Source organism: Streptomyces sp. NPDC057900, assembly GCF_042887885.1.
Lineage (GTDB): Bacteria > Actinomycetota > Actinomycetes > Streptomycetales > Streptomycetaceae > Streptomyces.
This window is the reverse complement of record NZ_JBHVOI010000001.1, coordinates 968406-980549: the sequence shown is the minus strand read 5'-3', so window position 1 is coordinate 980549 and position 12144 is coordinate 968406. Positions and strand designations below refer to the sequence as shown.

The following is a 12144-nucleotide window of genomic DNA, read 5'->3' as shown; positions in this document are numbered from 1 at the left end:
CCGGTCGTACGGGTGCGACAGCCGGACGCGTGCGACGGCTGTGCTGGTGCGTCAGCCGTGCGGGCCGTGTGCCGGACGAGGCGTACGTGACGGGCACGTGGTTCAAGAGGGCGGGTAGCAAGGTGGAGCCGGTGACGGGGCACGAGGTACGGGGCAGGCTGCCCGAAGGACTGGCCGACGCGATACGGGAGACGGCGGCGGAGATCGCCGCCCTGCTGCGCGCCGCCCCGGACGCAGGACTGCCGGTCCCCGGGTCCGAGTGGACGGTGGGGGAGGCGGCGGCCCATCTGGCGCAGGTCAACCAGCTGATGGCCGATGTGGCCGCCGGACGCCCGCGCGACTACGGGGACGGCACCCCGAAGGGCCTGGCCGAGGCCAACGAGCGGGCCCTCGCGGCGTTCGGTGAACGGGCGGGGCAGCCGCTGGCCGCGATGATCGTGTCGCAGACCGCCGTGTTCCTCGACGCGGTGGCCGAGCTCCCTCCGGACGAGACGCTGATGACGCCGATGGGCCCGATGAACCGCGCGGTCCTCGGCGCGTACCTCCTGACGCACATGCTGGGCCACGGCTACGACCTGGCGCGGGCACTGCGGCGTCCGCACATGGTCGACCGGGTCCGGGCCGCGCTGACCCTGCCCTTCTTCGTCGTAGCCATGCCCCGGGTGACCGACGACCGGGCCACGGCGGGTCTCACCGTCCGCTACTCGGTCCGGCTGTGGGGCGGCGGCCGCTTGGGGGTGACGTTCACCGACGGCACGGCGGCGGTGGGCCACCGGCCGCCGGACCGCCCGGACTGCACGATCTCCATCGAGCCGGTCACGTTCCTGCTGATGGCCCTCGGCCGCATCGCACCGGCGGGCGCCATGGCCAGGGGGCGGGTCCTGGCCTGGGGGCGCAAGCCGTGGATGGGCCCCCGCTTCCCGGAGTACTTCACGGCGCCGTGAAGTACTCCGGGACAGACGTCCTCCGTGCCCGGACCGCTGTGCGGCTCCACGAGCCCGTGGAGCGCGCCGGATCGGCCAACTCCCCGGCCTGGGGGCGCGGTGAGCACGCGGCGCGCCGCCCCACTCGGTAGATTGCATCCGCACGGTGGCAGCGGCGGTGCCGGGGAGGGCGCATCGCGCGGAACACCGGGAACGGGGAGTGCGCCACATGCTGGATCCCATTTCGCTGACAGCCGTCTCGGCGGTGCTCGGCGCGGTCGGCTCGGGAATGGCCAACGAGGCCGGAAGATGGGCGTGGGAATCCACCGGCGGATACGTCCGCCGCATCGTCGGCCGCGAGATCCCGGCGCCCGTCGCCCCCGGCGAACTCGACGCGGTGGCCCTCATGGTGTCGGAGCGGCTCCGTCAGAACCCCGCTCTCGCCTCCTCCTGGACGGCGTTCGCGAGCCGGGTGGGCGGCACCGGCCGTGGCGCGGCGGCGGGCTTCACCCCGCGTGCCGGGCAGTCCGGTCTCCCCGCCTCCACAAGGTTCTTCACCGACCGCAAGGAGGCGCTGAAGAGCCTCGACCGCGAGGCGTCGCGGCGCGCGGACGGCACCCCGAGGCTGGCTCTGGTGTACGGCGCCGAAGGCATGGGCACCAGCACGCTCGCGGTGCACTGGGGCGTGAGCCGGGCCGGCCGGTTCCCGGACGGTCAGCTCTACGCGGATCTGGCGGGCGGCACCACCGCCGCGCGGGGCACGGGGACCGTGCTGCGCAGCCTGCTGCGTCAACTCGGCCTACCGGACGAGGAGATGCCGACCGCCGCCGACCAGCTGAGCGAGTTCTTCCGGGGCTGTGTGGCGGACCGGAAGCTGTTGATCGTCCTCGACCATGTGCACTCGGCCGCCCAGGTCCGGCCGCTCCTCACCTCCGCGCCCGGCGTGTTCATGATCATGGTGGCCCGCAGTCCGTTCCCCGGCCTCGACGCGGTGCGCGTACCCGTCGGCCCGCTGGCGGACAAGGACGCGGTACGGCTGCTGACCCAGCTCCTGGACAAGCCGGCGATCGCCGCGGCCCGCGCCACCCTGCCCTCCGTCCTTGACCGGTGCGGCGGATCGCCGTACGCCCTGCGCGCGGCGGCGCCCCGCCTCGCCGGGCCCGCCTCCGGTACACCGGCCGGCGGCGACCCGGTACGCGCGGCGGCGCAGGACACCTACGGCGCGCTGGACCCGGGGACGGGGAGGCTGTACCGACTGCTGGCGGTACGCGAATGGCCCGCCCTGGACGCCGCGGTGGCCGCCCGTGTCGCCGGGGTGACACCGCAGGACGCCGAGCGACGGCTGGAGGAACTGGCGGACGGGCTCCTGCTGGAGCGCAACACCACCGCCGGCGGCCGGGCCCGCTACCACTACCGCCCGGCGGTCCGCGGACACGCGGAGTCCGTCGCCGTACAGGAGGACGGCATCGCCGGCTGTTCGGCCGCGATGGCGCGGGCCCTGCGCTGGTACGTCGATCTGTCGACATCCGCGGCGCATCAGGCGCTGCCAGAGAGCTGGCGGGTCCCCGCGCCCTCGGGTACCCGCGAGAGTCCGGACTTCGAAAGCCGCGGCAAGGCGCTCGACGCGCTGATCGCGGAGTCCGGCAACCTCATCGAGGCGGTCCACTGCGCGGAGGAGTCCGGCGACCCGGCCTCGGCCGTACAGCTGTGCCGTTCCCTGTGGCCGCTGCAGCTCAAGGCCGGCCGCCACGAGACGCTGCTGCCCGCCCTGCGCGCCGGTGCACGGCTCGCCGACGCCCACCTCCCGGGGAGCGCGGACGCGGGAGCACTGCACGCCCAGCTCGCGCACACGCTCACCGAACTGCGCCTCTGGGACGAGGCGGAGGAGGAAGCGCTCGCGGCCGCGCGGGCCGAGGAGGTGGCGGGGCACAAGCGGGGCCATGCGTCGGCGACGGAGTTCCTCGGACTGCTGAGGCTTCGGCAATGGCGGTTCCAGGAGGCGTACGAGTGCTTCGAGGAGGCGGACGCCGTGCTGGTCACGATCGGGGCGGCCGACCGGGGAACCGCCGACGTCCCCCGCGCACGCGCCCTGCTGGAACGCCACCGGGGCCGTGCCCTGCGCGGCCTCGGCAGGTTCGAGGAGTCAAGGGAACGACTGGAAACGGCGCTCCGTCACTTCCGCGCGGACGGCGACACGTACAACACGGCCAGGACGCTGACCGATCTGGCCGAGACCTGGCTGGACCAGTCGGACACCGCCACCGCGCGCCCCCTGGTCGAGGCGGCGCTCACGACGCTGCGCGGCCAGAGTGCCGAGTACCACGTGGCGTATCTGCGGTCCATGCGCGAGCGCTGTGCGGCCGGGGAGCTCGGCACCGGCTGAGGCAAGTCACCCGGCGGACAGCTCGGTGACCCGCACCGGCGCGCTCCTGGCCCCGCACCGCACGGTGAACCCGCCGTCGTCCAGCAGAGCCGCGAGCCGCTCGGCCATGACGTCGTCGCCGGCGCTTCCGGCCCCCAGCAGCGCGTGGAGGGCGGAGGCGGCGGCAGCGGGGTCCACCGAGGCATCCGGCGGGCACGTCAGGCTGAGCAGCCGGCCGCCCCTCGGCCGGGCGACACACTCGGACGGGCCGACCGTGAAGGCGGCCAGCGCACAGCCGGGATGGCGGTGCAGCACCTCGGCCGTCCAGACCGCCGGGGACCCGAACCGGGGATCGCCGGGCAGGCCGTCCCTGAAGACGACGTCGGCCAGCTCCAGCCCGTCCACATCGCGGGTGTCCTCGTGCACGGCGATGTGTACGTCACCCGCCACGTACCCGGCCGAGGGCGGTGACCCCGCCCAACGGGTCACCGAGACCTCGCCCGGCCCCGTCACCCGGGTCAGCACGTCGAGGGGCGCCGTGACGGACACCGGCTCGTGGCCGGGCAGCGGCAACGGTTCCAGCGAGGCGGCCCATTCCGGCTCCTCCGCACCCATCATCGAGTAGAAGAGGGACCGCAGCCGGACCGCGGCCTCACCCGGTACGGAGGTCGTGTACTCGGCGGGCCCCGGCAGCGGCCGGTGCTGCTCCACGAGCCGGTCGACCTGCCCGCGCAGCGGCGCACCGGGGTCCAGCCGGGGCGCCACCCGCATGAAGTCGGAGATCGGTGCCCCCGGATCGAGTTCGTCCAGCGGGGCAGCGGCCAGCAGCACCGGAGTGCCGAGCGCCGCCGCGTAGAAGGTGACGGACCCGTGGTCCCCGACCACCGCGTCGGCCGCCACCAGCGCCTGCCGCCATCCCTCCAGCGGATCGATCAGCACCAGCCCGCAGCGCCGGGCCCGGTCGAGCCAGGCCCGGACCTGGCCGGGGCCGTGCCCGTGCCAGATATTGGGGTGCAGGACGGCGGCGAACCGGTACTCGTCCACCGGGAACTCGCCTGCGAGCCGAGGCAGCAGCGCGGGCAGGAGGTCGTCCCCGCCCGCGCCGCCGTCCCCGAAGAAGGACGCCGGATTCCAGGTGGAGTTGAGGACGATCAGCCGTTGCCCGGCCCGAACCCCGAGTGCCCGGCGGAAGCGCTCGCGGTAGGGGCGGGCGGCGAGTGTGCGGTCGAAGCAGGGGTCACCGGCGAGTACAGCGGTCGGCGCGGCCTCGGGACACGCGGCGCGCAGCCGGTCGCACTGCTCGGGATGGGAGAGGACGAGAGCGTCCGCGATGGGTACGCCGTCCGCCAGGACCCACTGCGGAGCCTGCCCGAACACGGGCACAGAGCCGAGCTCCGCTCCTGCCCCGGCGCCAGAGCCAGCGCCGGTGTCCGGTGTCCGGTGTCCGGTGTCCGGTGTCGCCAGCTTTTTAGTGTATCCGACACCGTGCGAGAGAACGGCCAACTTGCTTGGGAGAAGCTCAAGTTGGCCACCGAAGCTGGCGGAGACGGCCAGGTCCACCGGCGTTTCGAGGGCCTGCTCCCACGGCAGCACCGGCACTCCCGTTCCGGCGAGGAGCTCGGCCGTACCGGCCGAGAACGCCGAGGACTCCGGGCAGGTGGCGAGGAGCTGGATCCGCAGATCGCCGTCGAAGAGCGGCAGCACGTCAAGGAGCCGGGTGGCGGAGGTCACGTTGTGCACGACGACCAGCACCCGCAGGCACTTCCCACGGGTGGCCCACCGCACGGCACCGTCCCCGACCGGCACTCGCAGCCATCCGGCCCGCCCCTGTGTCACCCGCGCCCCCACTCGGCCCATGGGCCGTGCGACTGCCCGGCCGACCAGTCACGATATCCAATCGGCCCGGACGGGTGGCCTGTCAGGCGGCCATTGCCACGGAGGTCCTGCCGAGCACCGGGCCAGGGGTCGCGCCGGCCTTCCGGTCCCCGAAGACCACCACCCGCAGCAGGGCGAACCGCCCGACCCCGGCCAGCGCCGACGCCGACAGGTACACGGTCTGCTCGACCAGGGCCGACGGCTCGGAGCGGAGCGCGTAGAGGCAGAGCAGCGCCCCGGTCGTGAAGGCGTAGCTGACGGCGACGGTCAGCCCCGACTGGAGGTGAACGCCCCACCCGCGGCGTTCGCTGCGGAACGACACCCGGCTGTGCAGCTCGGTGGCTATCACCGTCGACACCACGGTCACCAGAGCGTTCGCCAGGGCCAGCGGCATCCGGTCGTGGAGCAGCATCAGCACCCCGCTGGAGGCGACCCCGACCCCGCCGCCGCAGACCACGAAGCGCACGAATGCCGCGACAAGGGCGTGGGGCGTGCGCGTCGGCTGACGGGACGGAGCGGCGGTCACGGGGTTCCTCCGGGGACTGTGTGGGGCGGTACGAACATCTCACCCCAGAACTTACGGACCCGGCGTCCTCCCCACGACCCGGTTTCTCCCCGACTTTCCTGGGGGTTGTCCCCCCAGGGGCCTCGGGGGGCAACCACCCAGGGGGTGTCACCCACGTCCTGCCCGGTTGGTGACCCGCCTCGTCGCCGAGTGTTCGGCCGGACGCCACCGTGTGCACACCGCACGGGTCTTCCACCGGGCCGCCGGTTCTGGAACACTCCTGTCGTTTTCGCCCTTATGCTTCCTCACCCCACAGAGGCCCCCACTCATGGCAGATCTCAACCGTCGCCGTCTCCTGCAACTCGCCGGAAGCACGGTCGCCTTCAGTACGCTGTCGAGCAGCATCGCCCGCGCCGCCTCGCTGCCCGCGAAGGGCCGTACGGGCACGCTCCAGGACGTCGAGCACATCGTCGTACTGATGCAGGAGAACCGTTCCTTCGACCACTACTTCGGCACGATGAAGGGTGTGCGCGGCTTCGGTGACCCGCGTCCGGTCACGCTGCCCGGCGGAAAGCCGGTCTGGCACCAGAAGGACCTTCTCGGCAAGGAGGTGCTGCCGTTCAGGCCGCCCGCCGACGACCTCGGGTTGCAGTTCCTCCAGGACCTGAACCACGACTGGGCCGGTGGGCACCGGGCGCTGAACAAGGGCGCGTACGACCAGTGGGTGCCCGCCAAGACGGCCACGACGATGGCCCACCTCACGCGGGAGGACATCCCGTTCCACTACGCCCTCGCCGACGCGTTCACCGTCTGCGACGCGTACCACTGCTCGTTCCTCGGCTCGACCGACCCGAACCGCTACTACCTGTGGAGCGGGTACACCGGCAACGACGGCACCGGGGGCGGTCCCGTGCTGGGCAACGACGAGGCGGGGTACGGCTGGAAGACCTACCCCGAGCGGCTGGAGGAGGCCGGGGTGTCGTGGAAGGTGTACCAGGACATCGGTGACGGGCTCGACGCCGCCGGTTCCTGGGGGTGGATCGACGACGCCTACCGGGGGACGTACGGCGACAACTCGCTTCTTTACTTCAACAGTTATCGCGAAGCCAAGCCCGGAGACCCGCTCTTCGACAAGGCGCGCACCGGGACCGACGTCAAGAACGGGGACGGGCTCCTCGATGACCTGAAGGCCGATGTCCGGGCCGGGACGCTCCCCAAGATCTCCTGGGTCGTCTCGCCCGAGGCCTACAGCGAGCACCCCAACTGGCCCGCGAACTACGGTGCCTGGTACATCTCGCAGGTGCTGGACGCGCTGACCTCCGACCCCGAGGTCTGGGGCCGGACCGCCCTCTTCATCACTTATGACGAGAACGACGGGTTCTTCGACCACGTCGTGCCGCCGTTCGTGCCGTCCGGCGCGGCCCAGGGTCTGTCCACCGTGGACACCTCCGCCGACCACTTCCCCGGCGACATCAGGTACGCGGCGGGGCCGTACGGGCTCGGGCAGCGCGTGCCCATGACGGTGGTTTCCCCCTGGAGCACCGGCGGGTTCGCGTGTTCGGAGGTCTTCGACCACACCTCCGTCATCCGGTTCATGGAAGAGCGCTTCGGTGTGCACGAGCCGAACATCTCGCCCTGGCGGCGCGCTGTCTGCGGCGATCTCACCTCGGCCTTCGACTTCAGTACGACGGACACCTCGCCCGCCTCGCTGCCCTCCACGGACGGATACGCGCCGCCGGACAAGGGGCGGCACCCCGACTACGTTCCGGTGCCGCCGGTCTCGGGCAGCGTGCCGAAGCAGGAGTCCGGCACGCGGCCCACCCGGCCGCTGCGGTACGCGCCGCTCGTGGACGGGGCTGCGGACCCGGGCACCGGGAAGTACCAGCTCACCTTCAGTGGCGGGGACGCGGCCGGAGCGCAGTTCCTGGTGACGTCCGGCAATCGCGGTGACGGGCCGTGGACCTACACCACCGAGGCGGGCAAGTCGCTCTCCGACAGCTGGAACACGGCCTACTCCAGTGGCGCGACCGACCTCACGGTGCACGGTCCCAACGGGTTCCTTCGGACCTTCAGGAGCCCGGGCGAGGCGGCCGGTCCGGAGGTGACGGCACGTCATAACCCGGCGAGCGGAGCTCTCGACCTGACGCTCACCCATGCCGGTACGGAGACGGTCCAGCTGACCGTGCGTAACGCGGACGCCTACGGCGGCGGGGCGCAGACCTTCGCGGTGCGGGCCGGCGCGACCGTGCGGCACACCGTTGACCTGCGCGGAAGCAAGCGCTGGTACGACATCGAGGTGGTCTCGGACACGGACGCCACGTTCCTTCGCCGGTTCGCCGGACACGTCGAGACGGGAGAGGCCGGAACGAGCGACCCGGGCCTGGTCACCGGCTGACCGGGACGGCCACGAGCGCACGGGGCGGCCGAGCGGCCCCGTGCGCTCGTGGCCGAGCCGCTGCGCATCGGTCGTCAATTGTCGTGAGATGTCTACCGGTTGCTTCATTGTGAGTGCACATTTGATCGTCATTGACCGCTGTGGTGTCACATAAAATCCTTATAGTGGGCGTGCGTTGACCGCACGATCGTGACGCGTGACGCTTCCGCCACAGAAGTCAGGACGATGACGCGCCCTTCCTCCGCAGAGCCCGATTCCGTCTCACCTCCTCCGGGGTGCCCCGCGCACGCGGGGCCGGGCCCCGTACCCCTCAGCGGGCCCTCGTTCCAGACCGAGCCGCAGGCCGTCTACCGCGCCATGCGGCGGGACCACGGGCCGGTGGTCCCCGTCGAGCTGCCGGGCGGGTTCCCCGCCTGGCTGGTCATCGGCTACCGGGAACTCCATCAGGTCACCAGTGACGGTGAGCTGTTCCCGCGCGACGTCGGGCTCTGGAACCAGTGGGAGCACATCCCGCAGGACTGGCCGCTGCTGCCCATGGTCGGGCGGCCGCTGCCGTCCATCTACTTCAGCGCGGGGGAGGAGCACCGGCGGCACGCGCGGATGGTCGGACCCGCCCTCGAAGGGGCCGATCCGTTCGAGATCCGCAGCCACTGCGAGCAGTTGGCCGACCGGCTGATCGACGCCGTGTGCAGCCGGGGCACGGCCGACCTCGTCGCCGACTTCTGCGAGCCCCTTCCGGTCCTGGTCCTCGCGAGACTGGTCGGATTCCCCGACGAAGAGGGCGGCTCGATCGCCCAGGTGCTGAAGGACCTGGCCGACGGCGGTCCGGGCGCGCAGGAGGCCCATCTGCGTTTCGGGGAGCACATGACGCGGCTCGTCGCCGCGAAGCGTGCCGCCCCGGGCGACGACGTGACCTCCCGGATGCTCGCGTTCCCCGAGGCCTTCACCGACGAGGAGTACATGCTCGACCTGATGGCCATCACGGCCGCCGGGCACCTCACCACCGCCGACTGGATCAGCAACTCGCTGCGGCTGATGCTCACGGAGGACGAGTTCGCGCGGTCGATGGCGGGCGGCCGGCGCAGCGTGGCCGAGGCCATGAACGAGGTGCTCTGGGAGGACGGCCCGACGCAGATCCTCGCCGGACGCTGGGCCGCCCGCGACACCCGCCTCGGCGGACAGCGGATCAGGGCGGGGGACATGCTGCTGCTCGGGCTCGGCGCCGCCAACACCGACCCGCTGATCCGGCAGAGCCTGACCGGCGGCGGCTCCTCCGCCCAGGGCGGCAACGGCGCGCACCTCGCCTTCAGCCACGGCGAGTACCGGTGCCCCTTCCCCGCTCAGGAGATCGCGGAGACCATCGCGCGTACCGGCATCGAGGTGCTGCTCGACCGCCTGCCCGACCTGGAGCTCCGGGTCCCCGTCGCGGACCTGGTGCGACGGCCCTCCGCGTTCCTGCGCGGCACCACCGCGCTGCCCGTTCGGTTCACCCCCGTTCGCACGACAGGAGACCTCTCGTGACCTGCCCTCACGCCGCCGCGCACGCCGCCGCCCCGGACACCGGGACCGTCGTCATAGACCCCATGGTCCAGGACCTGGACGGTGAGACCGCGAGGCTGCGCGAGGCCGGCCGGCTCGCCAGGATCGAGCTGCTCGGCGTACCCGCTTGGACGATCACCCGGCACGCCGATGCCCGTCAACTGCTGGTCGACCCCAGGCTGGTGAAGGATCTCGGCGCCTGGGGGCTGTGGCAGAGCGGTGAGGTGACGCACGCGTGGCCGCTCATCGGCATGATCGACGCCGGACGGTCCATGTTCACCGTGGACGGTACCGAGCACCGGCGGCTGCGCACCAAGACCTCCCAGGCGCTCACCCCCCGCAGGCTCGACGCCGTCAGGCCCGACATCGAGAAGTTCACCGAGGAACTGCTGGACGCGCTCGCGGACGGCGGCAGGGACGGGGCCGTCGTCGACCTCAAATCGGTGTTCGCGCAGCCGCTGCCGATGCGGGTCGTCGGCATGCTCATGGGCGTGGACCCCGCCGAGAACGCCATGCTGACCAGACAGTACAAGGCCTTCTTCTCGATGCTCACCCCGCAGGACGAACGACTCGCCCTGCTGGCCGAGTTGGACGTCTTCTACGCCGGACTGGTCCGCGAGAAGACCGCGCGGCCCACCGACGACCTGACCTCCGCGCTCATCCTCGCCGACGAGGGCGGCGAGCCGCTCACGGAGGAGGAGGTCGTGGGCAACCTCAAGGCGATGGTCGCGGCCGGCCACGAGACCACCATCGGGCTCATTCTCAACGCGGTACGAGCCCTCCTGTCCCACCCGGAACAGCTGCGGATGGTCCTCGACGGGGAGGTCTCCTGGGAGGCGGTGATCGAGGAGACGCTGCGGTGGGACACCCCGACCACCCATCTGCTGATGCGGTTCGCGACCGAGGACATCCAGGTGGGTGACGGCGTCATAGCCAAGGGCGAGGGCGTGGTCATCTCGTACCGGGCCATCGGCCGGGACTTCGAGCAGCACGGCGCCGACGCGGATGCCTTCGACATCACCCGCCCCGCCCCGATCCGGCACATGACCTTCGGCCACGGTCCGCACATCTGCCCCGGCGCCGCGCTCTCCCGCGTCGAGGCCGGAATAGCGCTGCCCGCCCTCTTCGCCCGGTTCCCCCGACTGCGGCTCGCGGTGCCGGACGCGGACATCCGCAAGCTCCCGGTGATGACCCAGAACGACATGGAGGCCTTCCCCGTACTGCTCAACGCCTGAACCGGGCCGGACGGCATATCGTGGCGGTGGCCGTACGGGCGACCGCCACGGGCCGCCGCCTTCTGAGGTGTCCGGCGAAGGGTGCGCACTCCCTGTCGAAGCGCTTCGACGATTCTATGGACAGGTTGTGGCAGCAGGTCTAGGCTCGCACCATCCGTACACGCCGAAGGTCATGGGTGGGGTATCGAAGCGCTTCGCCGCAGTGGAGTCCGACTGAAGCCGCCCCTCCGCGTGCCGGTGTCCGACGTCGTTCTGTGATGGAGAGCTGAATGGTCACCCTTGCCGAGGTCGCGCAGCACGCCGGAGTCTCCGCCAGCACGGTGAGCTACGTCCTCAGCGGGAAGCGGTCCATCTCGGTCCCCACCCGGGAACGGGTGGAGCGGAGCATCAAGGAGCTCGGCTACCACCCCAACGCGGGAGCGCGGGCGCTCGCCAGCAGCCGGTCGAACATCATCGCGCTCATGGTGCCGCTGCGTACCGACATGTACGTCCCCGTGATGATGGAGATCGCCATCGCCGTCGCCACGACGGCCCGCATCCACGGCTATGACGTACTGCTGCTGACCGGCGAGGAGGGCCCGGCCGCGGTGCGCCGGATCGCCGGCAGCTCGCTCGCGGACGCCATGATCCTGATGGATGTCGAACTGCACGACGAACGGCTGCCGCTGCTGCGCGAGACGGACCGCGCCGCCGTGCTCATCGGACTGCCCGCCGACACCGCCGGTCTCACCTGCGTGGACCTCGACTTCGAGGCGACCGGGGCGCTCTGCGTCGAGCACCTCGCCGGACTCGGGCACCGTGAGGTCGCGGTGATCGGCGAGGCGGCCGCCGTGTACGAGCGGCACACCGGATTCGCCGAGCGGACCGTCGACGGAGTGCGGGCCAAGGCACGGGAGACCGGCGTACGGGTCCTGCACCGGCCCTGCGAGGGCGGCTACCCCGCGATGGCCCAGACCCTCTCGCGGATATTCGACGAGCGCCCCGGCACGACGGGCTTCATCGTGCAGAACGAGTCCGCGGTGGAACCGCTGCTCAACCTGTTGCGCCAGCAGGGCCGGGCCGTTCCGGAGGATGTGTCGGTGGTCGCCATCTGCCCCGAGCAGGTGGCCTCCCAGGCCTCGGTGCGGCTGACCTCTGTGGCCATTCCCGCGCAGGAGATGGGGCGCCGCTCGGTCGAGCAGGTCGTCGCCAAGCTCTCCGGCCGGGGCACGGACGAAACGGAGTTGCTGGCACCGGAGCTGACGGTACGGGAGAGCACCGGCCCCGCCCCGAGGTGACGCCGCACACCATGAACGCACGGACCGGGACCG

8 protein-coding genes are annotated in these 12144 nt (G+C 71.9%); 6 read left to right on the top strand and 2 right to left on the bottom strand.

Going from position 1 to position 12144, the window contains the following annotated elements; translation table 11 throughout:
* Positions 1-122 precede the first annotated feature (122 nt).
* Together ACFVQ0_RS04025 and ACFVQ0_RS04020 are read left to right on the top strand one after the other, a co-directional pair.
* A complete protein-coding gene (locus ACFVQ0_RS04025) occupies positions 123-944 on the top strand; it encodes a maleylpyruvate isomerase family mycothiol-dependent enzyme (RefSeq protein WP_390085372.1) in 822 nt (273 codons plus the stop codon).
* A gap of 208 nt (positions 945-1152) precedes the next feature.
* Positions 1153-3306, top strand: coding sequence for a tetratricopeptide repeat protein (locus tag ACFVQ0_RS04020; protein WP_390084284.1), 2154 nt, complete (start codon positions 1153-1155; stop codon positions 3304-3306).
* Between the two features lie 6 nt (positions 3307-3312).
* Here ACFVQ0_RS04020 and ACFVQ0_RS04015 read toward each other — a convergent pair whose 3' ends face one another.
* A complete protein-coding gene (locus ACFVQ0_RS04015; RefSeq protein ID WP_390084282.1) occupies positions 3313-5142 on the bottom strand; it encodes a hypothetical protein in 1830 nt (609 codons plus the stop codon).
* A gap of 61 nt (positions 5143-5203) precedes the next feature.
* On the bottom strand, positions 5204-5686 hold the full coding sequence (locus ACFVQ0_RS04010) for a hypothetical protein (RefSeq protein ID WP_390084280.1): 483 nt from the start codon (positions 5684-5686) through the stop codon (positions 5204-5206).
* A gap of 307 nt (positions 5687-5993) precedes the next feature.
* On the opposite strand from ACFVQ0_RS04010, the gene ACFVQ0_RS04005 reads away from it, so the two are divergent.
* The 4 genes from ACFVQ0_RS04005 to ACFVQ0_RS03990 all read left to right on the top strand — a co-directional run bounded on the left by ACFVQ0_RS04005 (position 5994) and on the right by ACFVQ0_RS03990 (position 12111).
* A complete protein-coding gene (locus ACFVQ0_RS04005; RefSeq protein ID WP_390084279.1) occupies positions 5994-8060 on the top strand; it encodes a phosphocholine-specific phospholipase C in 2067 nt (688 codons plus the stop codon).
* Between the two features lie 225 nt (positions 8061-8285).
* A complete protein-coding gene (locus ACFVQ0_RS04000; protein WP_390084277.1) occupies positions 8286-9581 on the top strand; it encodes a cytochrome P450 in 1296 nt (431 codons plus the stop codon).
* A complete protein-coding gene (locus tag ACFVQ0_RS03995) occupies positions 9578-10834 on the top strand; it encodes a cytochrome P450 (protein ID WP_390084276.1) in 1257 nt (418 codons plus the stop codon). Before ACFVQ0_RS04000 ends, ACFVQ0_RS03995 begins: the two co-directional genes overlap by 4 nt.
* Before the next feature lie 269 nt (positions 10835-11103).
* Entirely contained in the window at positions 11104-12111 is a 1008-nt protein-coding gene (locus tag ACFVQ0_RS03990; protein WP_390084275.1) for a LacI family DNA-binding transcriptional regulator, read from the top strand.
* Positions 12112-12144: the final 33 nt, after the last annotated feature.